25 protein-coding genes are annotated in these 25,522 nt (G+C 46.7%); 14 read left to right on the top strand and 11 right to left on the bottom strand.

The genetic code is table 11. The features are described 5' to 3' along the window. The first annotated feature begins 181 nt into the window (after positions 1-181). From QUA90_RS11495 to QUA90_RS30425, 4 genes are all read left to right on the top strand, one after another. On the top strand, positions 182-475 hold the full coding sequence (locus QUA90_RS11495) for a hypothetical protein (RefSeq protein WP_333384843.1): 294 nt from the start codon (positions 182-184) through the stop codon (positions 473-475). 388 nt (positions 476-863) lie between these two features. After that, on the top strand, positions 864-1,178 hold the full coding sequence (locus QUA90_RS11500) for a transposase (RefSeq protein ID WP_333445549.1): 315 nt from the start codon (positions 864-866) through the stop codon (positions 1,176-1,178). After that, positions 1,160-1,216: a hypothetical protein gene (locus QUA90_RS11505; RefSeq protein ID WP_333322245.1), complete on the top strand. Its 57-nt coding sequence runs from the start codon at positions 1,160-1,162 to the stop codon at positions 1,214-1,216. Before QUA90_RS11500 ends, QUA90_RS11505 begins: the two co-directional genes overlap by 19 nt. 7 nt (positions 1,217-1,223) lie before the next feature. Further along, a complete protein-coding gene (locus tag QUA90_RS30425) occupies positions 1,224-1,430 on the top strand; it encodes a hypothetical protein (protein WP_445300104.1) in 207 nt (68 codons plus the stop codon). Here the strand turns inward: QUA90_RS30425 and QUA90_RS11510 are convergent. Beyond that, positions 1,423-2,352: a hypothetical protein gene (locus QUA90_RS11510; protein WP_333445552.1), complete on the bottom strand. Its 930-nt coding sequence runs from the start codon at positions 2,350-2,352 to the stop codon at positions 1,423-1,425. The genes QUA90_RS30425 and QUA90_RS11510 overlap by 8 nt on opposite strands. A gap of 301 nt (positions 2,353-2,653) precedes the next feature. Here QUA90_RS11510 and QUA90_RS11515 point away from each other — a divergent pair, with 301 nt between their 5' ends. The 4 genes from QUA90_RS11515 to QUA90_RS11530 all read left to right on the top strand — a co-directional run bounded on the left by QUA90_RS11515 (position 2,654) and on the right by QUA90_RS11530 (position 6,915). Beyond that, the gene (locus tag QUA90_RS11515) at positions 2,654-2,830 is read left to right on the top strand and encodes a hypothetical protein (RefSeq protein ID WP_333445555.1); all 177 of its coding nucleotides are present in this window, start codon (positions 2,654-2,656) and stop codon (positions 2,828-2,830) included. Between the two features lie 646 nt (positions 2,831-3,476). Then, positions 3,477-4,379: an MBL fold metallo-hydrolase gene (locus tag QUA90_RS11520; RefSeq protein ID WP_333085160.1), complete on the top strand. Its 903-nt coding sequence runs from the start codon at positions 3,477-3,479 to the stop codon at positions 4,377-4,379. Positions 4,380-4,613: 234 nt separating this feature from the next. After that, on the top strand, positions 4,614-5,828 hold the full coding sequence (locus QUA90_RS11525) for a bifunctional riboflavin kinase/FAD synthetase (RefSeq protein ID WP_333445556.1): 1,215 nt from the start codon (positions 4,614-4,616) through the stop codon (positions 5,826-5,828). Between the two features lie 178 nt (positions 5,829-6,006). Further along, a complete protein-coding gene (locus QUA90_RS11530) occupies positions 6,007-6,915 on the top strand; it encodes a MoxR family ATPase (RefSeq protein ID WP_333322016.1) in 909 nt (302 codons plus the stop codon). Positions 6,916-7,294: 379 nt separating this feature from the next. Here the strand turns inward: QUA90_RS11530 and QUA90_RS11535 are convergent, their stop codons facing one another. After that, complete coding sequence (locus tag QUA90_RS11535) at positions 7,295-8,494, bottom strand: glycosyltransferase (protein ID WP_333445558.1); 1,200 nt, start codon at positions 8,492-8,494, stop codon at positions 7,295-7,297. Between the two features lie 384 nt (positions 8,495-8,878). Next, positions 8,879-9,085 carry a hypothetical protein gene (locus QUA90_RS11540; RefSeq protein WP_333322020.1) on the bottom strand — a complete coding sequence of 69 codons (207 nt, stop codon included), beginning with the start codon at positions 9,083-9,085 and terminating at the stop codon, positions 8,879-8,881. A 114-nt stretch (positions 9,086-9,199) separates the two neighbouring features. Here QUA90_RS11540 and QUA90_RS11545 point away from each other — a divergent pair, with 114 nt between their 5' ends. Continuing rightward, positions 9,200-9,526, top strand: coding sequence for an MgPME-cyclase complex family protein (locus QUA90_RS11545; RefSeq protein ID WP_333042436.1), 327 nt, complete (start codon positions 9,200-9,202; stop codon positions 9,524-9,526). Continuing rightward, positions 9,523-10,260 (top strand): hypothetical protein, encoded by a 738-nt coding sequence (locus QUA90_RS11550; protein WP_333322022.1) that lies wholly within the window; start codon positions 9,523-9,525, stop codon positions 10,258-10,260. The genes QUA90_RS11545 and QUA90_RS11550 overlap by 4 nt, the downstream gene beginning before the upstream one ends. Before the next feature lie 67 nt (positions 10,261-10,327). Here QUA90_RS11550 and QUA90_RS11555 read toward each other — a convergent pair whose 3' ends face one another. Continuing rightward, entirely contained in the window at positions 10,328-12,424 is a 2,097-nt protein-coding gene (locus QUA90_RS11555) for a tetratricopeptide repeat protein (protein WP_333445560.1), read from the bottom strand. Between the two features lie 291 nt (positions 12,425-12,715). Further along, entirely contained in the window at positions 12,716-13,657 is a 942-nt protein-coding gene (locus QUA90_RS11560; protein WP_333445562.1) for an NAD-dependent epimerase/dehydratase family protein, read from the bottom strand. A 251-nt stretch (positions 13,658-13,908) separates the two neighbouring features. Here QUA90_RS11560 and dnaG point away from each other — a divergent pair, with 251 nt between their 5' ends. After that, a complete protein-coding gene (gene dnaG, locus QUA90_RS11565) occupies positions 13,909-15,936 on the top strand; it encodes a DNA primase (protein ID WP_333445564.1) in 2,028 nt (675 codons plus the stop codon). Positions 15,937-16,023: 87 nt separating this feature from the next. On the opposite strand, the gene QUA90_RS11570 is transcribed toward dnaG, so the two are convergent. Together QUA90_RS11570 and QUA90_RS11575 are read right to left on the bottom strand one after the other, a co-directional pair. Then, the gene (locus QUA90_RS11570) at positions 16,024-16,350 is read right to left on the bottom strand and encodes a YnfA family protein (protein WP_333445566.1); all 327 of its coding nucleotides are present in this window, start codon (positions 16,348-16,350) and stop codon (positions 16,024-16,026) included. 256 nt (positions 16,351-16,606) lie between these two features. Then, the gene (locus QUA90_RS11575; protein ID WP_333322032.1) at positions 16,607-17,131 is read right to left on the bottom strand and encodes a pentapeptide repeat-containing protein; all 525 of its coding nucleotides are present in this window, start codon (positions 17,129-17,131) and stop codon (positions 16,607-16,609) included. A gap of 14 nt (positions 17,132-17,145) precedes the next feature. On the opposite strand from QUA90_RS11575, the gene QUA90_RS11580 reads away from it, so the two are divergent. Further along, complete coding sequence (locus QUA90_RS11580; protein WP_333199168.1) at positions 17,146-17,775, top strand: YraN family protein; 630 nt, start codon at positions 17,146-17,148, stop codon at positions 17,773-17,775. A gap of 198 nt (positions 17,776-17,973) precedes the next feature. Here QUA90_RS11580 and QUA90_RS11585 read toward each other — a convergent pair whose 3' ends face one another. After that, a complete protein-coding gene (locus QUA90_RS11585; protein WP_333057186.1) occupies positions 17,974-18,363 on the bottom strand; it encodes a hypothetical protein in 390 nt (129 codons plus the stop codon). Positions 18,364-18,520: 157 nt separating this feature from the next. On the opposite strand from QUA90_RS11585, the gene queA reads away from it, so the two are divergent. Next, entirely contained in the window at positions 18,521-19,660 is a 1,140-nt protein-coding gene (queA, locus tag QUA90_RS11590) for a tRNA preQ1(34) S-adenosylmethionine ribosyltransferase-isomerase QueA (RefSeq protein ID WP_333445568.1), read from the top strand. 42 nt (positions 19,661-19,702) lie between these two features. Here queA and rpmF read toward each other — a convergent pair whose 3' ends face one another. Both rpmF and QUA90_RS11600 read right to left on the bottom strand, forming a co-directional pair. After that, positions 19,703-19,876, bottom strand: a complete 174-nt coding sequence (gene rpmF / locus QUA90_RS11595) for a 50S ribosomal protein L32 (RefSeq protein WP_006632406.1) — start codon at positions 19,874-19,876, stop codon at positions 19,703-19,705. A 176-nt stretch (positions 19,877-20,052) separates the two neighbouring features. Beyond that, positions 20,053-20,529, bottom strand: a complete 477-nt coding sequence (locus tag QUA90_RS11600; RefSeq protein WP_333085149.1) for a TM2 domain-containing protein — start codon at positions 20,527-20,529, stop codon at positions 20,053-20,055. Positions 20,530-20,932: 403 nt separating this feature from the next. Between QUA90_RS11600 and acsF the strand changes: the two genes are divergently transcribed. Beyond that, positions 20,933-22,009 (top strand): magnesium-protoporphyrin IX monomethyl ester (oxidative) cyclase, encoded by a 1,077-nt coding sequence (acsF, locus tag QUA90_RS11605; protein ID WP_333058837.1) that lies wholly within the window; start codon positions 20,933-20,935, stop codon positions 22,007-22,009. A 139-nt stretch (positions 22,010-22,148) separates the two neighbouring features. On the opposite strand, the gene QUA90_RS11610 is transcribed toward acsF, so the two are convergent. Then, the gene (locus tag QUA90_RS11610) at positions 22,149-25,517 is read right to left on the bottom strand and encodes a tetratricopeptide repeat protein (protein ID WP_333445570.1); all 3,369 of its coding nucleotides are present in this window, start codon (positions 25,515-25,517) and stop codon (positions 22,149-22,151) included. Positions 25,518-25,522 lie beyond the last annotated feature (5 nt).

The following is a 25,522-nucleotide window of genomic DNA, read 5'->3' on the forward strand; positions in this document are numbered from 1 at the left end:
TTGCACTTTACCCTCGCTCTCGCGAGCGCATAACCCAGGCTACGTCAAGTGCCATCGATATATTCAGCAAGCCCTAACTATGTTTGCCGTCAAACGATCGCTAAAATTGAATAACAACGAAGCGACTTTGATGGCAAAACACGCAGGATGAAGGCGGGTTGTGTTTAATTTCGGGTTAAGCTTGCGAACTCAAATATATAGTGAGGGCAAGCTTTCGGACTCGAAGGTGATAAATGAAGTCAAAAAAGTTCTCACCAACCACGTCAAGAAGCAACCTGAATTCGCTTGGATGAATCGGTTGTCTAGCGGAGTCTACCAAAACGCTTTGATTGACTGGAAAGATGCGTTTACTCGGTATCGTTCCGGGAAAGCAGGTCATCCAAACTTCGCCAGTCGCCGGAATAGTCAATCTTTTACAGTTGACTCATCTAGCCCAAAAGTTCTTCTAAAAGGTGGTAAGCTGTCGCGCATTTAAATTGTATATTCAGGGCGGGCGGGACGCCCAACCCCTACTCCCCACAAGACTTTAAATTTTTTTGACATACAATTTAAATGCCACAACAGCTTAACACCATTAAGATTCCTACATTGGGAACGTTTCGGCTTGGCGTGTGCCACTAGAATGTGGTTACGTGTCTCAAACTTTTACTCTTTCAAAATAAGGCAGTCGTTGGTTTATTTCATTGTGTGTTGATGCAGAACGTTTACCAGTTCAGCAATCTCAGGCATCCGTGGGAATCGACCTAGGCATTAACTATGAATTAAAGATGTCCCAATTGCGATCAGCCCTCGCAGGGTGAGTTTTGTAACTTCAAGCGAAAAGGTAATTCCTACCGTGAATCAGCAACGCCGCACCAAAACCGTTGATAGGCAGTGCGAAAACCAAACTTGCTACTTTACAACGTCAAGCGTCAAAGCAGGTAAAAGGCTCCAATAACCAGCGCAAAACCTACAATAAAATTAGCCTAATTCACACACAAATAGCTTGTATTCGTCAAGATTTTTTGCACAAGTTAACAATTTACTTAGCCAAGACTTTCAAGCTCATCAAAATAGAAGACTTGAATATAAAAGGGATGATGGCTAATCACAAACGGGCGGGGCAATATCCGATCTTGGGTTTTACGAGTTCAATCGTCAACTCGATTACAAATGCCAAATGTATGGAGCAAATTTAATCCTAGTAGACCAATGGTACCCTAGTTCTAAAACTTGATCGAATTGTGGGAATAAAAAAGATATGCCACGCTCGTCTTCGGACTTATGATTGTCCTGCTTGTGGTAGATATATCGATCGCAATTGGAATGCAAGCGTTAATATTTTGAACTGGGAACCCTCGGCAGCCAGGGGGATAGCCGACTCTTTCCACTACGTTCCACTCAATAGCGTAGGAAGTAAACTCGGACGATCTAAAAATAGCTTTAGATAAGTTTAGATAATTTGTCCGAAGCAACAAAGCCATAAGTAGCGTCCCAAGTCTGCAAACCTTCGAGAAGGGCATTGCGGACTACAGCTTCTGGTTCCCGACTCAGCATCAGGCGAAAGCACTCGGCAGCGCGGGAACGGGCGATCGAACTTTTGACGGAACTCACAGGGCCAAACCCACCCTGATTCACCAAATCGGTCATTTGCCGCACTGCAATCAAACGCTTCACGGGGTCAGCATCAGTCAAATCCGCCAGAATGCGATCGAGCGCCACTTCATCTTTTGCGGCCCCCAGACTCAACCCTTGCCGCAGCAACAGCCCTGCAATCGCGATCGTGCCCAAGTTCTGCAAAATCACGCTCAAAGCCATCCAGTGGCTGCTTGAGTCCGCCCAAATCGCCAAACTCATGTAAGCGCCCAAGGTAGCAATGCCGCCGGTGCCGACGGCTAAAACGAACCGACGGTTCGGGCCCTCCCAAAATTGCTCGCCTTTTGCCCGCAGCAATTGCCAGTCCCACGACTGCCCTCGGTAAACCAGCATCATCGCTGCTATCCCCAGGCCTGTAGAAAACAGTAACTGACTGTTCCACCACCCCCAAACTGCTGCCAGGGTGACAACTCCCAGCCAACCTTTCGATCGAGTCAAACTCTCTAGCAGCCACTTGAGAAACGCAGTAGAAACCACAGGCGATCGGGCCCAGGAGGTCTTGCCATTTACCCTCTGGCGTCTTGTTTCGACAGTCCGGCCTGTGGCTGTTGGGGTTGCCGGCGGGCGATCGTCCAAACTAAATTCTCTCAAAGCTTGACCATCAGTTATTTCTAAAGACAGGTCGCTCAACGGAAGATTACCGAGTTCCAAAGTGCGATCGGACACTTTCACAGGCGATATATTCAGCTTGGTTGTAGTTTTTTTAACTTGATTCATACTGACTTTTTTGAAAAATAACTTAAAGTTATCCAGGCTTTTTTAGCACTGATTTAGATTCTCTGCAAATAAGACTCTAAGTTTCTATGATACCGGAAATTCAACCCCGTGGCGAGTACCGCAACTGCGCTGAATTCCGAGAAATCCTTACCAAAAATAGAGCAATTGAAGATTTTTGAGAAAATCACGAGAGGTTAACAGCGAATATTTCTGCATCACTCTGGAGACAGAATGGCGATCGGAGTTGGCATGATGGCAAAAAATCGAAATTTTTTAATTTCCGAAAATAGGGGAATTTTGAGTGATTCAATTCGTCCGCCAAGAAATGCACGACGAAAATTTAGCCTTTTGCCAGCAGGCCCGGACTCTCGCTGCTACCCCGGTGTCAGATGAGGCTGGGTTCAGCTTGACCGCTTGCGGGACGAACCGCAGCGCGCAGGGCGGGCCGACAATCCAGACAGTATTGGCGGATAATTAATAGCAGGAGCATTCCTAAACTGCTAAGATTTTTGAATTAATGGGAGTTGAGTTAATTAAACCGGGTTCGGGTAAAAACGACTCCCTGATGCTCATGGGCAGCGGTTAAATGGCCGGAGCATCTCCAGTCGGGTAAATTAACCGTCATTCTTGTAGAGGCGCCTTTACGCCCGATCGGCAATATCAGCCAGATATCGGCGCAAAAAAGTCCCGACACCTGCATATTATGGTTGATCGACCTGACTAAATAGCAGGAAGCCCATCATCCGCGTTCTAACCCGTAAAGCAGCAAGGCAAACAACCGACCGCGCGATCATGTTCGCCAAGTGCGGAGGCTGGAAAAACAGCGGCTTTTGACCAAACTAATACAGAACTACTGCCCCAAAGTGTGTCTGCGGAGGTTAGGCTAGTGAAGAGACGAAAAGAATAGTTACGATCGAGACTTCATTAGTCTACCTTGTAATTTATTGCTCAGTTGTCAAGCCCAACAGTTTTGCATTCTCGCGATGAGCGAGACTCTTGGCACTTCCAACAAGTGGGGAACTCGACCGTCAAAGAACTTGGGTTTGATGGTTAAGCCCTTAGTAATATGTAAACACCTTATCGATAACTCGCCAACTCGCCGGAACAATCTTGCAAGAAAACTCATGTCTAGTATGCAAAACCAATTCACGGTTCACTTCTGGGGCGTTAGAGGTAGCATAGCGTCTCCCGGGGCAGAAACAGTACGTTACGGGGGCAACACGCCCTGTGTAGAAATGCGAGTGGGTGACAGTCGCCTAATTTTCGATGGCGGTACTGGATTGCGGGTTTTGGGACAAACTCTCCTGTCCCAGATGCCCGTAAAAGCTCATATGTTTTTTACTCACTCTCACTGGGATCACATTCAAGGATTCCCATTTTTTGTCCCAGCTTTTATTCCTGGGAACTGCTTTCACATCTATGGGGCTATTGCTCCTAATCAGGCTACTATCCAGCAGCGCCTCCATGACCAGATGCTGCACCCCAATTTTCCGGTACCCTTGCAAATTATGGGGGCAGACCTGAAATTTAACGATATAGAAGTGGGCAAACCGCTGGAAATCGGAGAGATTAAGGTGGAAACTGCTTTGCTGAACCATCCTGGGGAAGCTATAGGCTACCGCGTCAACTGGCGGGGGTATGCGGCTGCTTACGTGACTGATACCGAACATTTTCCCGATCGTTTAGACGAAAATGTGCTGCATTTGGCTCAGGATGCTGAGGTGCTGATCTACGACGCTACTTATACCGATGAGGAGTATTATGCCGAGAAGAGCAGCAAGGTCGGCTGGGGACATTCGACTTGGCAGGAAGCGGTGAAGGTAGCAAAGGCTGCTAATGTCAAAAAGTTGGTGATTTTTCACCACGATCCGCTGCACAATGACGAGTTTTTAGACAGGGTGGGAGAACAAGTGGCTCAAAGGTTCCCGAACAGTTTGATGGCGCGGGAAGGTTTGTCGTTACAATTGTTGCCTCCTGATAACGATTTGTCTGAAGCGTCGGTGCAAGCGCCTCAAGTTCATGTCTGATGGATTTGAGCTTGTCAGATGGTTCTGAAATCTCGATCGGTGAAATCTGACATTTAAGCGAGGGCTGACCTCACTCAAAGACGGATACCGTGCCACGTGCTTCGGTCGTGGAAAACCAAAAAGTTTAGACCAAAGTTCAAGCTTCCAGATTTATCTGTGAAGTCAATTCTAAAATCTAAAATCTAAAATCTAACATCGACTGGCGATCGCACTAAGTATGTCAAAATTTTAAGCGTGTGGGTAACTTCTTCTTGTACCGCTGCTCTGACTCCAACTTCTGTTGCCTTGGGAAACTTTGATGGTTTGCACCTAGGGCATCGACAAGTCGTGCAGCCAATTTTAAATCGATCGCCTGAGCAAAATTCTGCGACGATTCTTGCGTCGGGGCCAAACTTGCGCTCCAACGCGGGCAGAGATGAAAATTTGGAAAGCGAACCTCCGGCGACCTGCTACAACGACTCAGCAGCACCGCCCGATCGAGCCGGCAGCAGCCATAATTTCGATAGTTTGATAGCCCCCAAAGCAGAGGGCAACAGCCTCTCTGGTCGCGATTCTGATGGGGTCGATCGGCTTTACGGCACTGTGGTGACATTCGATCCCCACCCGCAAGAATTTTTTACGGGTCAACCGAAAAAACTGCTGACGCCTCTGGCAGAAAAGGTAGAATTGCTCGCAGCAATGGGCGTCGAGCAACTTGTGCTGCTGCCGTTCGATCGAGAATTGGCGGCTTTGACTGCTTGTGAGTTTGTCGAGGAAATTTTGGTGCGACAACTAAAAGCGAGTCGAATTAGTGTGGGGGTTGATTTTCGGTTTGGGCGGGGACGCGCTGGGACGGCTGTGGATTTGCAGTCGATCGCGTCGGGTTACGGTATTGATGTTGCTCTTGTACCCCTGCACAATTGCGGTGAGGGCGATCGGATCAGCAGTTCTGCAATCCGCGAAGGTCTGGCATCCGGCGACCTCAGAAGAGCGAATCAGTTGCTGGGGCGACCTTACAGTTTAGTCGGAACTGTGGTTGGGGGACAGCGGCTGGGTAGGACGATCGGATTTCCTACTGCTAATATCGAACTGCCGCCGGAAAAATTTTTGCCACGTTTTGGCGTGTACGCGGTGCGAGTCTCGGTGAAGCAGGGAGGGGAAAAGATGGAAGATGGAAGTTCTTCCTATCAGCCGGAAAATGCCAAATCTCTAATCCCCGGCATAGCACCAACTTTATCTTTTGTCAATGGGGTGATGAATGTTGGCTGTCGCCCGACGGTAGACGGCCTGCAACCCACTGTGGAAGTTCACCTGTTAGATTGGTCTGGGGATTTGTACGGTCAAACCTTGAGCGCGAGTTTGGTAGAGTTTTTGCGACCCGAACAAAAATTCGCTTCTCTGGGTGCTCTCAAAACTCAAATTCAGGCAGATTGTGATATTGCTAGAAGCGTATTAGCTGCTAAAGTCTAATAATTATGTGATCTAGAACAGGCGATCGGTTTTAAAAATGGTGCAAGATGAGTCAGACTAAATTCTAGTTGTACAAATACGAAGTCCGCAAGGCAAAGACTCAAGATTTTGGCAATCTTGATATCTTTTCAACAATTAGCAATTAGCAATTCGCAATTAACAATTAGAAATCAGGGATATGAGACAACATATTGAGCGGCTCAAACAAAATCTAGGCAAAACTATTGTTGGCAAAGCCGATGCTATTCGCTTGGTGTTGGTAGCGGTGCTTTCGGGCGGACACGCGCTGCTGGAAGACGTGCCTGGTGTGGGAAAAACGCTGCTGGCGAAGTCTTTGGCGCGATCGATCGATGGGAAGTTTCAGCGGATTCAGTGTACTCCCGATTTGTTACCGACGGATATCACGGGTACTAATATTTGGAATCCGCGCAGCGGAGAGTTTGAGTTTTTGCCCGGGCCAGTTTTTGCTAATGTTTTGCTTGCCGATGAAATCAATCGGGCGACGCCGCGAACTCAGTCAGCTTTGCTGGAAGTGATGGAAGAAAAGCAGGTGACAGTAGATGGAGTTTCTCGGAATGTTCCGACGCCGTTTTTTGTGATTGCGACTCAGAACCCGATCGAATATCAAGGCACTTTTCCCCTACCGGAAGCGCAGATGGATCGGTTTACTTTGTCTTTGACTTTGGGCTATCCCGCTGCGTTGGAAGAGTTGCAAATGTTGGAACGGCTTTCTGATAGTTTTGCTGTTGAAGATTTGCAGCCTTGTATTTCTTTGGAAGAAGTGCAGGAATTGCGTCGTTTGTGCGCTGGTGTGAAGGTGGAAGCCTCTTTGAAACAGTATATTGTAGATTTGGTGCGATCGACGCGAGAGGATGAGGAGATTACTCTGGGGGTGAGTCCCCGGGGTGCGGTGGCTTTGCACCGGGCGTCCCAGGCATTGGCATTTATTTCAGGGCGGGATTTTGCTACCCCGGATGATGTGAAGGATTTGGCGCCGCACGTACTGTCTCACAGGTTGATTCCGGCGGGGGGAAGGAGGGCTAAGACGATTGTTGACAAGTTGTTGCGATCAGTTCCTATTCCTTAAAAAGTTTGTAAGTAGGTTGTTTTATTTAAAGGAACAGGCATCTTGCCTGTTCCACAAAGAATGAATTTTTTTGTGGAACAGGCATCTTGCCCGCCCTTGAAAGACTTATTAATAATTGTGCAAGATGCCATATCAAATCGGGTAGCATCGGAATTATAAAATCAAGTCAACAATCACGGACGCTGCAACCGGAATTGAGAGAATTCATCTGCGTTAATCTGTGTTTATCTGCCTGTATCTGCGGTAAAAAAAAGATAATTTATTCACCGCAGATGAGAATGGATTGACTCTGATTCACGCAGATAAAGAGAAGAGATATATGAAGAATTCCCCTGCTAACAGATTTGATGTCAGTTAATCAATAGGTTTTGCACCATTATCAAGCACTCTCAAACAGCCCCACTAATTTTTTTGCCTCTAAATCAACATTGTGTTGTTGAGCCACTCTCTCTGCTCCTGTTTTCCCCATTTGTTCTAGTTTTTCTAAAGGTGCTTCCAATACCGCGCGCATCGCTACCGCTAATGCTTCTGCGGAACCGGGAGGAACTAACCAACCGCAAACACCGGGTTCTACGAGTTCCGGGATGCCAGCAACATAAGTGCTAATTACGGGCCGATTGAGAGCGAGGGCTTCCATAATTACGACGGGCAAACCTTCAGCAAAACTCGGCAATACCATTGCCCGTGAAGCTAAAATCTCTTGCTGAACTCGATCGCCACTGGCCCAGCCGGTAATTTCTATATGATTTTGCAGGCCGAGTTGCAGAATCTGCTGTTCAATATCCGATCGCAGCGGCCCGTCTCCTACCAGTACCAACTTAAACTCTAAGCCTTGAACTGCTAGCAAGTTAGCAGCTTCTAGCAATAACAAATGACCTTTTTGTTCGCTGAGTCTGCCAATGCAAGCTAAGCGGGGTGCTGCGGGTATGGGGACGTAGGGTGCAGCTAAAAATGCGGCATCTACGCCGCAGTGTATGACGTGAATTTTTGACCAAAAAGTGCGATCGCACCACCGAAAAAGCTGACTTTTACCGAAGGAACTAACTGCTGCTACAAAGGTCGATCGCTTAATTTTTTCGTCTAAGGAAAGAAGTGTCGCTTTATCAAATTCTTCAGGGCCGTGAACGGTGAAACTGTAAGTCGGGCCGCCAAGCACGCGGCACAGCATAGCGACTGTTGTCGAATTTGTCCCAAAGTGAGCGTGAACGTGTGCTGTACCGGATTCTGCAAACCAATTTAAAAGAATGCAAGCTTCTGCTAAATAAGCTAGATGCAGCAAAATCCCCCGTTCCGAGTGCCAGCCAACTTTGAACATTAACCGCACAGCTTCGATGAATCGAATTGGTCTAGTTGCGGCAACGCGCAGCAAACCCCACGCTAACCCCTGTACACCAACTCCTAAGATTACTTTAGTCAATTCTTGCTCTAGTTTGTCGGCCTCATCAACGAGTTCAGACTCGCAGGATCGGATCGAAAAACGTGCGACTTTCATGCCGCAATTTTCAACGGCTAGCACTTCTCTGCGGACAAAGCTGTGGCTGACTTTGGGATATTGGTTGACTAAATAAGCGATGTTCATGAACGGGGAGAAAATTTTATGGTAAAACTTAGATTAGTTTAGCCTTTGGCTGCAATACGTGGGCAACAAATTTAGCTGATTTGTTGAGCTTATTTGAACAGGGGCGGAGGGCGATCGCTTTTGGCGGGATGGGGGAAGTGACAGCGGGGCGATGGCTATTCCGGTCAGAGCAAATCAATCCACACATTTTACATTTTTAATACAATAGTAAGGACTATTTTTAGGTAGTAGCCACAAACCCGTGATTTTCCCGCGAGCACATTGATCACCATGAAAGCCTTTTTTTAGGGTTCCCAATCAAAAACTGTCCGAAGTATTTTCATATGCAAACTACTCCCAATCAAGTTTAACAGCCCCCAGATTGCCTCAAGAATTGGTAATTATTCAACCTGCAATTCCATCTAATTTCCTATTGTCACCTAAATTTTCCCAAAAATCACTCGCCAGAAAAATAATCGCCCAAATCCCCAAACAACCAGCCACTCTCGCAACTCTCACAACTCCTCCAACTCTCACCACCAAAGATTTTTCTGAGGCGACTTGCTCTGCATCTACCCAAGATGACAGCAAATAAGGTAAAGTAAACGGCACAAGAGTCTAGAACTCTCCAACGACCGCAACTCGGCAAACCCGCCCCTGACCAGCAAAACTGGCCAGTACAGGCGGCATTAACCGCTAACCGTCAACCCCTAACAACCGACAAAAATGCAAACCTACTACTACGTTTTAGCCAGCCAACGCTTTTTGCTAGAAGAAGAAGCCCTAGATGAAGTGTTTAAAGAAAGAACCCGCAACTACAACGAACAAGAAAAACAAATAGACTTCTGGTTGGTCAAACAGCCGGCTTTCCTAGAAGCACCGACAATGGCAGAAGTTAAAGCAAAATGCCCTCAGCCAGCCGCTGCTATTATTTCTACCGATCCAGTCTTCATCACCTGGTTGAAACTGCGATTAGAATATGTACTGACAGGTGAATTTCAAGCACCGTCAGCAACTATTCCCGATGCCCTCGCATCCCTACAGACAGCATGACTAAAATAGCAAAATATCCGACAAAAGAACTAACAACAATTAGGGGTAAATTGTACAAACTTATTTTGTCTCTTCCCCTATTTTCTGCTACTTCGATCGCCCTTTTGGTATTGACAATTTTATCGAGTTCTGTTAAAGCTCAATCGAGCTGCCAACCGCCTCAGCCCGATGAATATCTACTGTTAATTGTCACCCGAACACCCGAACAGCAAGAAAGAGCAAAACGCTCTTTCCCTGGAAATACTAACAACACAGTTTGTCGGTACATCAATGACACGGTGACGCGAGTTGGTGGCTTTCGCGACTCGCAAATTGCCAGCGATTGGGTTAAATACATCGAAGATGTTGTCGGATTGCAAGCTTACGTAGTACGATCGCCCGCAGCGGCACTACCCCAAAATTTGCCAGTCTACAGCCCTCAGCCAGCACCAGGTTCTGAACCAATCACCAATCCTTCAACGGGCAATCTAGGCTTCAATCCCCAACCCCTGGGCCCTGGTTATGCAGTGTTAGTAGATTACTTCAACCAACCGGAATTAGCCGCCCAAGTCAGGCAAGCATTAGGCACGCAAGTAGGCTTAGCTTCCTACGGCCAGCGTCCCTTTTTATTCGTCGCTTATACAACGGATCAAAACGCCGCTACTGATGCGGTAAAAGCATTGAGTGATCGAGGTTTTTGGCCGATGTTAGTAGACAGCCGCCGAGTTACCGTAATTGCTCCCGCTGTTCGCTAAAATATAAAAGTTGGCAATTAAAATTGCTTCTTGTCAAACAAAGTCCGCTTAAGGGAACTAATAAGAATTATTGTTGTTGTTCGGATTCTAGCGGGCTGCTTCCTAGCTGACTTTCTGCCCGCTTTTTTGCTTCCATTGCCGCTCCGTAATCCGGTTTGTAGCGAGTTGCTTTGTCATAGGAGGCGATCGCATCTTCGTATCTTTTTACTGCTACAAGTGCATTGCCGCGGCTGTACCAAGCTTCCGAGTAGTCAGGCTTGACATAGACGGCTTCATTGTAAGAGGCGATCGCATCTTCGTACCGTTTTAAATTGTACTGGGCATTCCCTCTATTGTACCAGGCTTGATATTCTTTCGGGTTTAAGTCTAAGGCTCTGCTGTAACACTCAATTGCTTGTTCATACTTGCGTAATTCGTGGTACGACCAACCTAAATTGTACCATGCTTGATAATAATCAGGTTTTAATTTGACAGCTTTTTCGTAAGCTTCTACCGCTTCTTCATGTCGGCGCATTTTTAGCAAAGCGATGCCTTTACTGTACCAGCCTTGATAAAAATTGGGCTGAAACCGTACGGCTTTTTCGTAGGCTTCAAAAGCTTCTTGGTTTTTGTTTAATTCTAGGAAAACATTGCCTAAATTGTACCAAGCTTCAGAATTATCGAATTTAATTTCAACTGCTTTTTCATAGGATTCTACGGCTCGATCGTACTGTTTTAATTTTTGGTAAGCTTGTCCCCGATTGTACCAAGCACCGTACAAATTGGGCTGAAATTGTACAGCTTTTTCGTAGGAGGCGATCGCCTCTTCGTACCGCTGCGAATCTAACAGACTATCGCCTCTGCCTTCCCAGGCGGCGGCATAGTCGGGCTGGATTTTCAAAGCGTTATCAAAAGATGCGATCGCCTCTTGAGACTGTTGCAACTTATCCAAAGCATAACCGCGTCCCGTCCAAGCTTCCAAGTATTCCGGCTTTAATTCTATGGCTTTATCATAAGCTGACTGCGATTCTCGATATTTTTTCAATTCGTACAAAGTTTTGGCTTTTTCCTGCCAAACTTCCGCGTAGTCAGGCCTGAGAGTTATTGCTCGCTCGTAAGCTGCCAGAGCTTCTTCAAATCGGCTTAAATTGTAAAGAGTATTGCCTCGGTTGTACAGGTCAGTTGCATTGGCAGAATTAAAACTATTTACACCATAAATAGATGCTATAATACTGATGCCAATTAAACTGGCGATCAACAATATTTTTAAGTACAGTTTTTTGCGGGTTTTTACAGGCTTATTCGCAGCAGCAACCGGAGGCAATACAGGAACTGTACCGCTGAAAGAATCTTTCAATTCTTTAATAGCTTGCAGCGTTTCGCCGGCACTAGAATAACGCTGGCGAAAATCGTACTTTACCATCTTATCTAAAATCTTCGCAAATTCAGGGCTGACTGATGTTTTGTCCTGCCAAATAATTTCCTCTGTATCGGCGTTTCTTGGCATTTGGTGAGGATTTATGCCAGTGAGGAACTGAATTGCGATCGCACCTGCGGCATAGATATCGCTGCTGAGTTTGGGGTTGCCGTGAGCTTGCTCGCTGGGCATATAACCGGGAGTACCGATGCTGACACTCAGGCTATTCTTGGGCTGAGGAGTGGTGATTTGAGTAGTAATTTCTTTAACTGCGCCGAAGTCAATTAAAACTAATTTTCCGTCTCTATCTCTGCGGAGGATATTGCGGGGATTGACATCGCGGTGAATGACATTTTGCTGGTGTACAAAATCTAAAATTTCCAGAAGTTCTTGCAATATACAAATAACTTGATCTTGCTGCATGACTCCCGCATTCCCAGGAGAAGCGGGTGTAATTTCTTGACTTAAATCGTGACCTTCTATAAATTCTTGAACTAGGTAAAACTCTTGGTTCTCTTCAAAAAAAGCAAAAAGTCGGGGAATGCGATCGTGATTTCCCAATTTGTACAAAACTTGTGCTTCGGTATCGAATAAACGTCTTGCTACCTGTAGAGTTTGCGGATCAGTTGCTTGAGGTTTAAGCTGCTTAACGACGCAGAGGTGATGGCCTGGTAGCTGCTTATCTTCAGCTAAATAAGTTTGAGCAAATCCGCCGCCTCCCAAGTGACGGATAATACTGTAGCGATTGCCGAGTGTTATTCCAAGCATGAAATTCACCTAATATTTCCTAGTCGTTTGGAGAATTAGCTTCCAACCAAGCTGTCACATCTTCCGCATTTGAAAATTCTAACATGGTCTCTCTAAATTTTTTAATGGGTCGAACGACCACTGGGGAGTTTGAATTTCCATAAAATAAATTTACGGGTGAAATCCATTATGCCGTTCTTCAATCATTAATTTAGTTCCCTTTGCTTTCTTTCTTGTTCCCTCCCCTTACTAAGGGGAGGGTTAGGGTGGGGTTCTAGATTTTTTCGGGGATTGGGATGCTCCCACTCTAACTTAACTTTGAACCGATTTCAAAATTTGATCATCGACTGAAAAATCTATCTCAGCTTTGTCCCGTCCCGAAACTACATAATCATTCTGAAAAGAATCTTTCAATCCAGAAAGTAAGTCAAATTCCGGCTGCCAGTTAAGATCGGTGACAGCTTTATTAACTGAAGCAAAAAAGTGCTGCAATCGCATCGGAAAAGCTTTCTTTTTGCCGAAGTCAAATTGTTTCGGATCGTAGTGTACAATCTTAATAGCATCAGGGGATTTGCCTGCGGCTTGAATGCAGGCGCGGGCTAAACCGTCAAAGGTGACAAATCGATCGCCCGAAACGTTGTAAATTTGCCCGATCGCCCTTTCGTTCCCCAAAACCGCCGCCATTGCTTTAGCCAAATCCTGACAGTGCCCCAACTGCGTGAAGTGCATTCCGTTACCGGGAATCGGAATCGGTCGATCGCGCACAATCCGATCGAAAAACCAAGCCTCTAAATCGTTATAATTTTGGGGGCCGTAAATGTAAGTCGGGCGAATCGAAGTCCAAGGCAAACCGGACTCGGCCAAGTAATTTTCGGTTTCGCATTTACCCAAGTGCCGGCTTTTAGGATCAGTAGCGTCCCCTTCGATATGAGGCATTTGATCCGATTTCAAATAAACCCCTGCAGAGCTCATGTAAACAAAGTGCTGCACCCGCCCTTTAAATATTTCAGCTAAAGGCTTTGTATCGCTGAGTTCGCGGCCGTTGTTGTCAAAAACCGCGTCAAACTCGACCGTCGATAACTTTTCTTTTAGTTGTTCGACATTTGTGCGATCGCCCTGAATCTGTTTTACGCCCGCAACCGGTACAGGCTTGTTGCCCCGGTTAAACAACACCACTTCATGCCCTTGTGCTGCTAAAATCTTAGTAAGATAAACCCCGATAAACCGAGTACCGCCCATCATTAAAATTCGCATTATTTTCGATGCTCCTTACAGTTAGTGTAAATATCTTACAATAAATTTATGCCCTAGGGCGTGTTTTCTATCCCCGGAGATCCCCCTTAAAAAGAGGGACTTTGATACTGATTCTTTCACCTTTTTTAGGGGGCTGGGATTTTGAATCTCATGAGAAATCACTCAGAGTAGATAATTCATCCGTGTATCCGTGTCCTCATCCGTGTAGTGCTTTCCTTCTCCAATACTTTCAATTTGCCTAAAATAGCCCTATGCAAGTTCCCCGGCTGCACCCAGAAACAATCGAAGAAGTCCAACAAAGAGCGGACATAGTAGACGTTATTTCCGGTCGCGTCGTGTTGCGAAAACGCGGCAAAGAATTTGTAGGTTTGTGTCCCTTTCACGACGAAAAATCTCCCAGCTTTACAGTCAGTCCCGGCAAACAAATGTATTATTGTTTCGGCTGCGGTGCAGGCGGCAATGCTTTTAAGTTCCTCATGGAATTGGAGAAACGCCCTTTCAGCGAAGTAGTATTAGAATTAGCTAAAAATTATCAAGTTCCCGTCAAAACTGTCGAACCGGAACACCGACAAGAATTGCAGCGGCAAATTTCTCTGCGGGAACAACTCTATGAAATCTCAGCGCTGACAGCCAACTTTTACGAACACGCTTTGCGACAAACCCAAGGAGAAGAACCCTTAGCATATCTCAAATCAGAGCGCAAGCTTAGCGAAGAAACTATCCAACAATTTCAATTAGGTTATGCACCCCAAGGTTGGGAAGCACTTTACAGTTATTTAGTAGAACAGAAAAACTATCCGGCGCAATTAGTAGAACAAGCTGGATTAATTGTGCCCCGAAAAAATGGCGGCAGCGGTTATTACGATCGCTTCCGCAATCGCATTATGATTCCCATTCGCGACACCCAAGGCAGAGTCATTGGTTTCGGCGGCAGAGCTCTCGGCGACGAACAGCCGAAATACCTCAATTCTCCCGAAACAGAACTGTTCGACAAAGGCAAAACTTTGTTCGCCTTAGATACAGCAAAAACAGCCATTAGCAAAGCCGATCGAGCAGTGGTTGTAGAGGGGTATTTTGACGCGATCGCACTTCATGCCGCCGGCATCTCCAACGCCGTCGCTTCCCTCGGCACAGCCTTAAGTTTAAACCAAGTGCGGCAGTTATTGCGCTACACTGACTCCAAACAAATTATCCTCAACTTCGACGCCGACAAAGCAGGAACTCAAGCAGCAGAACGCGCGATTGGAGAAATAGAAAAACTCGCTTATCAAGGAGAAGTGCAACTGCGGGTGCTCAACATTCCCGACGGCAAAGATGCCGACGAATACCTCAAAACATACTCCCCAGAACAATATCGAGAATTGCTCGAAAATGCTCCGTTGTGGATCGATTGGCAACTGCAACAAATGCTCGTCAATCAAGATTTGAAGCAAGCCGATACTTCCCAGCAAGTCACCAAAAAAATCATTAATTTATTAACCAATATTACTGACGACAATCAGTTAGCACATTACTTGCAAAAGTGTGCAGAAATTCTCAGCAAAGGAGATTTTAGACTCACAAAAATGATCGCTGAAAACTTGCTCAATCAAGTAGTCAGCGATTGGGCCAAGCGGCAGACTCAAGACGAATCATTGACAATGCCCCTGTTAATTAGAAACAAGCTGAAGCCGAACAAACAATATAAAAAGCAACGTGCAAGCAGCGAAAATAAAAGCTCGAAATCAAGCCTATCTTTTGTAGCCCGCAGTCTTTTAGAAGAAGCAGAAGCGCAATTATTGCAGATTTATTTGCACTGTCCCGAATACCGTCAAGATGTCAGAGAAGCAATAGAAGCTAGAGATGTGCAGTTTAGCCTTTCTCACCACAGATTTTTGTGGCACCAGATTGTGAATGCAGAAATATTGCACAAAATGTCTTTACAAGTAGCGCCTTCTGAGTTAATATTGAAATTGCAAGATAGCTTCATTGAATATCCGAATCAACTCAATCAAATCTCGCATTTATTTCACTTAAACGAGTTCTCAGAAAGAAACGTTTATCGCGCCCCTTTAGTAATTAGATCGGCCCTCGCCTGTATCGAGCAAATAATTAGCATGAAGCGTCGCCGAATTGCACTCAATATGTGGGAAAAAGCCAAGGCCGCTAGCAGTGGCGAAGAGGCTATAGAATATCACCAACTATTCTGTGCCGAACAAGAATGGCTCAAGGAATTAGAGAGGCTGCGTCAAGTTAACTTTTACGATTTAACCTCCGTACCTTGGGGTGGAAATTTCTAGGAGTTAAGGATTAAAGCAGTGAATCTAATATTAAAGTCGTATATTTAGGTTTTTTATTCCTAAGTCTTTAATTACTGTGTCACGCTGTTATTGGCGATGTGGGCCGAACAAGATCACGATTGTTCCCACTAGAGAGAATGTAACGCCCAGCAAGTCCCACTTATCCGGCTTAACACCTTCAACTAGCCACAACAAGAACAGGGATAAGAGGATGTACAACCCGCCGTAGGCAGCGTATGCCCTACCAGCATTTGAGGTATCTACCTTGGTGAGAGAAAAAGCGTATATCATCAGGGCTAAGATACCTGGGATAATCCAAAATATGCTTTTGCCAAGTCTCAACCACGCCCAAAAGGCATAGCAGCCAGAGATTTCTCCCAGGGCCGCAAGTAAGAAGAAAATAAACGTCTGCATATTTAGCTTGACCTTTAAACACAAGAGCTTAATACTATACAGAGTTTACGTAAAGGGCACAAGCGATCGCCAAAAACTACGCGATTGATTAAAAGAGTTCACTAACTTTCACAACGGGTTAAAGTTCTTGTAATACTTAAACATTTGAGTTGTTCAATTAAATAGTTTGAGAGCAACCCATGCTTAAGCTGATCAGGTGAGAGTGTTCGCCATCAACGATGTGCCTGTTGCGTAAGTTTTTTCGAGCCTTAGCTTTTTAATAGTCGCAAAAAAGAGTTTCGCGAGTATCTCTACCTGTCACTGGATTAGTACCTTTTGCCACTTTACAAAGTTTTTCTATCATATCGTCTCGCAGCAGTGTCTCTGTAAAATCAGCACCGTCAATGATAGCTCCTTCCAGCCTGGTATTGTAAGCGAAAGCACCCTCCAGGATAGCATTAGTTAAATTTGCTTTCATCATGCGAGCCAAATCTAAAGTCGCACCCGTGAAATTCGCGCCTTCTAAATTTGCCTCTTCCATATTGGCCGCAAAAAAGCTGACGCCCCGCAAATCTGCATTAGTAAAATTGCTATTGCGAAGATTGGCTTTATTAAAGCTGTCGTCAGTCAGAACTTGGCCAGTAAAATCAGCGCCTACTAGAATTTCTTTATCGTGATCCAAAGCGAAAGCAGGTGCGGGATTAAAGGCGATCGCCCCAGCGGCAATTACTGCTAAAATAACAAAACTCAGCAAGAAAGTATAAATATTTTTGCGATGTTGGCGAATTCGAGAAATCATCATACAAGTTCAAGCTAATGGGCAGTCGTGACAGTTCAGAATTGAATTCTACCAGAAAGCGCGTCAAGCGTAGCTATCCCGTAGGGAATCGCCCGTTAGCGACGGCTGACTCCAATTCCCCCCAATCCCCAAACTCTAGGGATATCGGCACATTGGGAGAAAACTTAGTCGCCGAGTGGTTGCAGCAGCAAGGCTGGGAAATTTTGCACCGCCAGTGGCACTGTCGCTGGGGAGAGATTGACATCATCGCACTCGGAAGAGATGAAGAAAGCGAAATCAACAGAGGTAACGAAAATTCCCCATTCCCCATTCCCCATTCCCCATTCCCCATTCCCCATTCCCAAACATTAGCATTTGTAGAGGTAAAAACTCGCCGCCGGGGAAATTGGGATGCGGGTGGAATGTTGGCTATTAATACCACAAAACAAGCCAAACTTTGGCAAACAGCCGAAATATTTTTAAGCACTCATGCAGATTTAGCCAATAATTATTGTCGCTTTGATGTCGCTTTAGTCAGGTGCGAACCTTTACAACAAAACACTAAGCAAATATTACCACCATTAACTGCAGCGCATTCTCAATCCGCCGTTGCAGGTAACTACCGACTCACCCTGCAAGAATACATTCGCTCGGCTTTTAGCATTTAAAAATATATAATTAAAATTTAGAGGGTAAAATCTCAAACCAATGCCACTAGGTAATTTTTAATTGTTAACTTGCCTAGGCTGTCGCGCATTTCTCTCTTGAGCTTTAACGGAGCTGAAAAAAGCGTTAAATCTTCTCCCGCTTTCCCCTTCTCTCCCTCTCCGGTTCTGTCATCACAGTTAATGTATATGGGTAGCAATCTAGGCCAGAGTTTCCGGGCAATATCCCAGACCCTTGACAAACTGCTGGCGAAACGCTTCAATTTCTTTGCGGTCAGGGCAGCCGTGACAAACCACTGCCACCTGGTAGCGGCGCATCACGCTCAGTGGCGATTGTCCGGTTTCCAAACTCCAAAGCGCCATTTGCAAGCGAATTTCAGGATCGTAAGGAATCCCGAGTTCGTTCATAAAAGCCCGAAAATCCCCGTGCATTTCGGGAGTTAAATATTGGCTCATTTTCACCTTTACCACCCATCCGTCAATTTGGTGAATAACAGTGATAAATTGCAAGGGAAGATGATGAGCCGTGCGTAGGTAATCCACGACTCTCAGAGTAAGGCTAGTATTGGCGATGTAGTAGAGGTATTCCATAACGATCCTTATGAGCCTTATGAGCAAAGCTGATGCTATACCTCTATCGTCGCGGACTCTACCCGCCACCACAAGGGGAAAAGCACCCGACTTTGAATGGGGGTTTTTACCCAATTTGTTACCCAGTTGACAGATCGATCGCACAGGAATTCACTCGATGACAGAGATGGACTGGTCTTTGGACGGCTACGACTACGAACTCCCGCCCTCGCGCATTGCCCAAAATCCCGTAGTGCCGAGGGACAGTTCTCGCTTGCTGGCTGTAGATTCTCCCAGCAGCCACCAACACCGGATTTTCCGGGATTTACCCGATTTGCTGCAACCAGGCGACTTGCTGGTACTCAACAACACCCGCGTGCTGCCAGCGAGGCTCTACGGGCACAAACCCAACGGCCCGGCTGTGGAGATATTGTTGATGGAAGAACGGCAGCACAACTGTTGGCTGGCTTTGGTTAAACCGGGGAAACGCTTAAAGTTGGGAGCAAAAATTGAGTTTGATCCCATCGCCCCTGCCTGTGAGGACTCTACCACAGCTCCTTGCTGTTGCCTTCCGGATGCCACGATGGCCGATCGTCGTCGATTGACTGCGACAGTTATAGAGAGGGACGACGCAACAGGGGGACGGCTGTTGGAGTTTGACATCCCCGCAGATGAGAATCTGGTGAAGTTTTTGGACGAATACGGCCACGTACCCTTGCCGCCCTACATAGACCATTCCCAAGCTTCAGCGGAACAGTACCAGACTGTTTATGCCGATCGGCTTGGGGCGGTGGCGGCCCCCACAGCAGGCCTGCACTTCACCGAAGAATTGTTCAGCCGCTTGGAACAGCGGGGAATCGAAAAAACTTTTGTCACCTTACACGTCGGAGTAGGGACGTTTCGCCCGGTGGAGGTGGCAGACGTGACGGCTCACAAAATGCACGGCGAATGGGTGGAAGTAACCCCCGCCACCGTCGATAAAATCCGCGAAACTCAAGCCAGAGGCGGGCGGATCATTGCCGTGGGTACCACAGCAGTGCGAGCTTTAGAGGGAGCCGCCGCCGCGAGTGGCGATTTTTCCTTGCAACCTTTTTGCGGCCCAACCAATTTGTTTATCTACCCTGGTTACAAGTGGCGGGTTGTAGAGGGGATGATTACCAATTTTCACTTGCCCCGCTCTACTTTGATGATGATGGTAAGTGCGATGATTGGAAGGCCTCGGCTGTTGGATTTGTACCGAGAAGCGATCGAGCATCAGTACCGCTTTTATTCCTTTGGCGATGCCATGCTGATTGTACCAGCAGCAAAAAAGGATTGATCGATCGGGCATCGGGTCCGCCCCATGCCCGGTATTCCGTTTCTATTCTTCCTCCTCTTCTTCATTGCCGGGATACACGAAGCTGTTGGAACGCCCAGTCAGAACAGATTTGCCCAGAGACAGAGCTTTCTGAGCTGCCACTACAGCTTTGCGCTTCCATGTGGCCTTACGCATATTCTTCTTGGATTTGGAGGTTTTCTTCTTAGGGACTGCCATGACGCTAAATACTTTCTGCTTATATAGACAAACAAACATTCTAGCCGATTTTGTCGGCAATGCTTACTCAAAAAACGGCAATAACTGCTCACCAACCAATATCAAGTAGTAGGGTGCGTCAGCGATTAGCTTCTGGAAAAATAGACAAAATCCCCTAGATAACGCACCCGCAGCAGCTAAAGTTCGTGAAAGTGGTAGATCACGACGCCAGTTACGGCATCGTTCTCGATACTCACATAACCTGTTTTGAGCATTGCCGTGAAAGCCTCTTCCACTTCGGCAAAAGTAGCGCCGGTTGCCATCACCCCTTGGGTAACAGATAATCTTCCGTTTTTGGTATAAGCTGCCTTCAGGAGTTTAACCCCTAACTGGTCTGGAGTTGGCTTGGGATATGTCGCGGCGATCGCCCCGCTGCTGGGATATAGCGGTATACCTTCGGGAGATACGGCGAGTTTGCCCCTGAGAGTGGCATTGTGTTCGTCCACCATGTTCGGCAGCAGCAGCAAGTCAAACAATTGCCCAAACCCAAACAAACCAAAGGTAAACAGCCACAGCAAACCCGTACCAATCTTGCCGTTGTAGAGGCGGTGGAGTCCGAATGGGCCGAAAAAACAAGCTGCCCATAAAAGGTAACTAACACCTAAATTGCTCATTTTCTGACCGTCCTGCCTGATTATTCTAAGAATTGGAGTCCCTGTATACATTTTGTACTTTCTATCTGGTCTTTGAACAGTTTGACACCAGCAGATATTTGTGCATAGTCCGAAGTTATTGTTTATTTACTACCAATTCCCCATGCCCCATGCCCCATGCCCCATGCCCCATGCCCAGTGAGTAATTTTGCGTAGCAATTCTTAACGCCCGCAACATATTTGCGCGGGCGAGAGCTTGGTAAACTGGAGGGCGTGGAAATTACAGCAGCTTAGAACTGGATTCCACACGGAGCGCCAAAGCAAGCGCGCCGCCAGCGCTGGCCGGACATACACGAGCGCGATCGCCCGCAGTACCCGACAATGGAAACAAGCGAGTAGTTATAAGCAGAAATCCAATAAAAATATGGTAGATTCCCTCAAAAAACCCACTTTTGAAGAACTGCGGCCGGGAGTGAAAGCCCCAGCCAAAGAAACTATTCTCACGCCGAGATTTTACACAACAGATTTTGACGAGATGGCCAAAATGGACATCTCGGTAAATGAAGCCGAACTAAAAGCAATTATTGAAGAGTTCCGCGTTGACTACAACCGCAACCACTTCGTGCGTGATGCCGAGTTCGATCAATCTTGGGAACACATCGACGGCGAAAAGCGCCAATTGTTCATTGAATTCCTGGAACGTTCCTGCACCGCTGAGTTTTCTGGCTTCTTGCTCTACAAAGAGTTGGCACGCAAGCTCAAGGACAAAAATCCAGTGCTGGCCGAAGGTTTCTTGCTGATGTCGCGGGACGAAGCGCGGCACGCCGGATTCCTCAACAAAGCCCTCTCGGACTTTAATTTGTCCCTGGATTTGGGTTTCTTGACAAAGAGCCGCAGTTACACATTCTTTAAGCCGAAGTTTATTTTCTACGCGACTTACTTGTCGGAAAAAATCGGTTATTGGCGCTACATCACCATTTATCAGCACTTAAAAGCCCATCCTGAAGACCAGATTTATCCGATTTTCCGATTCTTTGAAAATTGGTGCCAGGATGAAAACCGCCACGGAGATTTCTTCGATGCGGTGATGAGAGCTCAGCCTCAGATGTTGAACGATTGGCGCGCTAAGCTTTGGTGCCGTTTCTTCTTGCTGTCAGTGTTCGCGACAATGTATCTCAATGATATCCAGCGCGCCGGTTTTTATCGATCGCTCGGTCTCGATGCTCGCGAATACGACATTGAAGTCATCAAAAAGACCAACGAAACAGCAGGCCGCGTATTCCCCGTCATGCTCGACGTGAACAACCCAGAGTTTTATGAACGGCTGGATGTTTGCCTCAAGAACAATCAGAAGTTGACCGCAATTGTTGCTTCTAATACTCCGAAATTCTTGCAGTTCTTCCAAAAATTGCCTTTGTATTTGTCGAACGGCTGGCAGTTGTTGAAGCTGTACTTCATGAAGACAATTGAATCACCTTCAGTTGAGGGTGCAGTCCGTTAAGTTTTGATTTTTCATCCTCTGTGACGGCGGTTCTGCGACAAGCGGAGCCGCTTTTTTTGGTATCCTGATTCACCGCAAAAAGTTCTCGCCAGACTTACACTCGCCCGGAATTGGAATTGATGCTGGTTTTCCCTAAAATTTATCGCCATTCCCCCTGAAGGTTAAAAGCCGCCCAATAATAAGGAGAACGCCACTCTTCCTGCTTCCACATTTCGAGTTGCGCGGCCCTCAATGCTGCTGCTGGCGTTAACCCTTTTTGCAGCATTCCCTGATAAAAACTCGACATTAACTTAGCCGTTCCTTCATCGTCCACACTCCACAAACTCACCACCACTCGCTGAGCCCCTGCATACATAAATCCCCGTGTTAATCCTACCATGCCCTCGCCTTGAATGTTCTGCCCCATTCCGGTTTGACAGGCACTTAACACGACTAAATCTGCTGCTAATTTGAGATTGAAAATATCAGTAAGTCGCAGGAATCCGTTTAAGGGATTGCCCTTTTCATCTACCAGTGACAAGATGAGTCCCGATAGTTCCGGGTTAGTGCTATTCGCTAAACCGTGAGTGGCAAAATGAATGATTTTATATTGGCTTAAGTTCTGACTGGTTGCGACGGCGCGGCTGGCTTCAAAATCCAAAGATTCGGTGCGAAAATTGGAAGGAATTAACGCTTGAATGATTTGAGCTTCTTGGCGAGTGAAGTTTAAACGGCTCAACTGTAAGTTATTGTCGCGACCAGAGCGGCTTAAACCCAGATTTACTGATTCTATTGCTTGCAGATTGGTGGCGGTTGACTGGTTTTTGACTCGTTCATCTTCCGGGCTAAAAACTGGATCGGCGAGAATCGCTAAAGTCCGAGTAGGAGGTTGTCTGTCATTGTAGTTTTGTCTTAAGATTCCCAAGGTGGAAGCGGAAGGCAGCAGCACGATTTCATGGTCTACTATTAAAGGCGGATTCCCATTTTCACCAGATTTTCCCGGGAGGGAAAGGGCAGCAAAGGGGAGGTAATTGAGAATGCCATCGCCAACAATCAGCAGGCGCTTTTGACCGAGTTGGGCAGCAACGGGCTGTAAGATAATTTGACTGATAGCATCGTTGGCTTGGGCGATTTGATTGGGGCTGTTTCGGGAACTTGGAGCTGTGACAGCATCGCGGAATTTTCTGGCATTTGTCTCGATGTCGGCAGCTTTTGGTAATTCATAAGTGGTGATGCTGGTTTTGGTGACAGCCCACAGATAGCTGCGCTCTTTCCCTAGAGAATACTGGAGTAAAATTGTATTCTCATCGAGGATTTGTTGTTGAATTTGTGCAAGCGTTAGAGGTTGCGGTTGGGTGAGGGCTGCGTACCGGGGGCTAGTAGCGCGGATTTGTGTTTGAATGTCCTGATATTGTGCGATTAAAGTTTGCCGTTGTTGTTCTAATTCTGCTTCTTGGGTGCGAGTGTAGTTGGGGCGATTGAGAACTTCGACACGCCGTTTTTCAAGGGCATCGAGTTGCTGTTGCACACTGCGTTCTCGCTGCAATAATTCAGGGGCGACACTTTGGCGAATATCGGCATTTGCTTCTTGCAGAAGTTCGAGGAGACTGCGGGCGCGGGAACGTTCGCTGGCTTCAAAGGCTTTGGTATCATAACCAGATTTGGGTTGCCTTTTGTGCAGTTGCATTAACAGATCAATGTAGAACTGGTAATAGTTTTGTACGGTGGCAAAGTATGAGGTGCGGAGTTCTGGGCTGGCAATTTTTGTGCGGAGGCTTTCAATAATTTTGAGGGAGGCTTCAATCTCAGTGAGAGCTTGGTTAAGATTACCATAGTCACGTTTGATAGTAGCAATACTATAGAGGGTAAGAGCTTCTAAGGAGCGATCGAGGGTAGCTTGACTCAGAGGAAGGGATTGATTGAAATACTCTAATGCTTTCTCTTTGTTTCCTAATTCTGCGTAGCTCCTGCCGATACCTATAAGGCTGTAGGCTTCTCTTTGGCGATCGCGTGCTTCCCGGCTCAAAGAAAGAGACTGATTGTAATAGTTTAGGGCTTTTTGTTGGTCTTCTAATTCGGCGTATATGTTACCAATGCCAGTGAGAGTGCGAGCTTCTCCAGAGCGATCGCCTACTATTCGCTTGAGGATAAGGGATTGGTTAAAATATTCTAAGGCTTTCTCTTTGTCTCCTAATTCGGAGTAGGCAATGCCAATGCTGGTGAGAGTGGTTGCTGCTGAGGATCGATCGCCTAGAGTCTGGAAAATTGCAAGGGACTGGCTGTAATACTCTAAAGCTTTCTGTTGGTCTCCCAATTCTGAGTAGACATGGCCAATGCTGATTAGAGTAACAGCTTGCCCAGATCGATCGCCCACAGCTTGGCTGATGGGAAGAGACTGGCCGTAATGCTCTAGGGCTTTCTGTTTTTCTCCCACTTCTGAATAGACAATACCTATGTAGTTAAGGGTACGAGCTTCTTGTTCGCGTTCACCTATAGCCCGGAACAATTTAAGGGACTGGTTGTAAGAGTCTAAGGCTGTTTGTTTCTCTCCCAATTCTGAGTAGACTCTACCAGCAGAAATCAGGGCGAAGGCTTCAACAGAGCGCTCGCCTATTTCTCGACTGAGGGGAAGAGATTGGTTGTAATAATCTAGGGCTTTCTGTTTTTCTCCCAAACCTGAATAGACATTGCCAACGACGATCAAGGTGAAAGCTTGCCAACGGCGATCGCCTATTTCCTGGCTCAAAGAAAAGGACTGATTGTAATACTCTAGCGCCTTCTGCTGTTCTCCAAATTCTGCGTAGATTATGCCAATACCTAGAAGGTTGTAGGCTTCTTTTTGGCGATCGCCTATTACCCGGCTCAAAGAAAGGGACTGATTGTAATAGTCTAGGGCTTTCTTTTTTTCTCCTAAAACTGAGTAGACTCTGCCGATGTTGGTGAGGGTGACAGCTTCCCCTGAACGATCGCCTATTGCCCGACTCAGGGGAAGGGACTGGCTGTAATACTCTAGCGCTTTCTGTTTTTCTCCCAAATCTGAGTATACTTTGCCGATGCTGTGGAGGGTGGTAGCCTGCCCAGCGCGATCGCCCGCTTGCCGATACAGCTTTAATAGTTCTTCAAACTTGGCGATCGCTTTTCTTAAAGATTCCGCCGTCCCCTGCTGGTACAGTTGATCCCCTTCTGTAAAGGCTCTTTGAGCATCCGCCGCCGGGTTTCCCCCTCCCTGCTGCGATACCCCTTGGCTAATTTTTATAACGCTGGGCGCAGCTACCGCCGGGACTCCTAGCAGGATACTCGCACCTACAGCGATCCCCCAAACCCACAGCCTGAGATTCATAAACACCTGCTCAAACAAGACCTGGTTAACCGCTATCATAGTCGATCGCAGCTTATCAGGTGCGCTTTCCCAGACTGCGTGCCGATTGCGTCGGGGGCATATTGTGCGATCCCGCCGCTGCACGTAGTGCCGCATCCTCTCAGGGCGATCGACCGCATCGGATTTGCCTCCGCGAAGGTTAAAAGTCATAATTG

Origin of the sequence: Microcoleus sp. D3_18_C4, assembly GCF_036702355.1 — a bacterium.
GTDB lineage: Bacteria > Cyanobacteriota > Cyanobacteriia > Cyanobacteriales > Microcoleaceae > Microcoleus.

Bases quoted from the DNA above. Each gene is read 5' to 3' on its own strand.
- QUA90_RS11510 (WP_333445552.1), bottom strand. From the start codon at position 2,352: ATGAATCAAGTTAAAAAAACTACAACCAAGCTGAATATATCGCCTGTG.
- QUA90_RS11520 (WP_333085160.1), top strand. From the start codon at position 3,477: ATGTCTAGTATGCAAAACCAATTCACGGTTCACTTCTGGGGCGTTAGA.
- QUA90_RS11530 (WP_333322016.1), top strand. From the start codon at position 6,007: ATGAGACAACATATTGAGCGGCTCAAACAAAATCTAGGCAAAACTATT.
- QUA90_RS11535 (WP_333445558.1), bottom strand. From the start codon at position 8,494: ATGAACATCGCTTATTTAGTCAACCAATATCCCAAAGTCAGCCACAGC.
- QUA90_RS11545 (WP_333042436.1), top strand. From the start codon at position 9,200: ATGCAAACCTACTACTACGTTTTAGCCAGCCAACGCTTTTTGCTAGAA.
- QUA90_RS11550 (WP_333322022.1), top strand. From the start codon at position 9,523: ATGACTAAAATAGCAAAATATCCGACAAAAGAACTAACAACAATTAGG.
- QUA90_RS11555 (WP_333445560.1), bottom strand. From the start codon at position 12,424: ATGCTTGGAATAACACTCGGCAATCGCTACAGTATTATCCGTCACTTG.
- QUA90_RS11560 (WP_333445562.1), bottom strand. From the start codon at position 13,657: ATGCGAATTTTAATGATGGGCGGTACTCGGTTTATCGGGGTTTATCTT.
- dnaG (WP_333445564.1), top strand. From the start codon at position 13,909: ATGCAAGTTCCCCGGCTGCACCCAGAAACAATCGAAGAAGTCCAACAA.
- QUA90_RS11570 (WP_333445566.1), bottom strand. From the start codon at position 16,350: ATGCAGACGTTTATTTTCTTCTTACTTGCGGCCCTGGGAGAAATCTCT.
- QUA90_RS11575 (WP_333322032.1), bottom strand. From the start codon at position 17,131: ATGATGATTTCTCGAATTCGCCAACATCGCAAAAATATTTATACTTTC.
- QUA90_RS11580 (WP_333199168.1), top strand. From the start codon at position 17,146: ATGGGCAGTCGTGACAGTTCAGAATTGAATTCTACCAGAAAGCGCGTC.
- QUA90_RS11585 (WP_333057186.1), bottom strand. From the start codon at position 18,363: ATGGAATACCTCTACTACATCGCCAATACTAGCCTTACTCTGAGAGTC.
- queA (WP_333445568.1), top strand. From the start codon at position 18,521: ATGACAGAGATGGACTGGTCTTTGGACGGCTACGACTACGAACTCCCG.
- rpmF (WP_006632406.1), bottom strand. From the start codon at position 19,876: ATGGCAGTCCCTAAGAAGAAAACCTCCAAATCCAAGAAGAATATGCGT.
- QUA90_RS11600 (WP_333085149.1), bottom strand. From the start codon at position 20,529: ATGAGCAATTTAGGTGTTAGTTACCTTTTATGGGCAGCTTGTTTTTTC.
- acsF (WP_333058837.1), top strand. From the start codon at position 20,933: ATGGTAGATTCCCTCAAAAAACCCACTTTTGAAGAACTGCGGCCGGGA.
- QUA90_RS11610 (WP_333445570.1), bottom strand. From the start codon at position 25,517: ATGACTTTTAACCTTCGCGGAGGCAAATCCGATGCGGTCGATCGCCCT.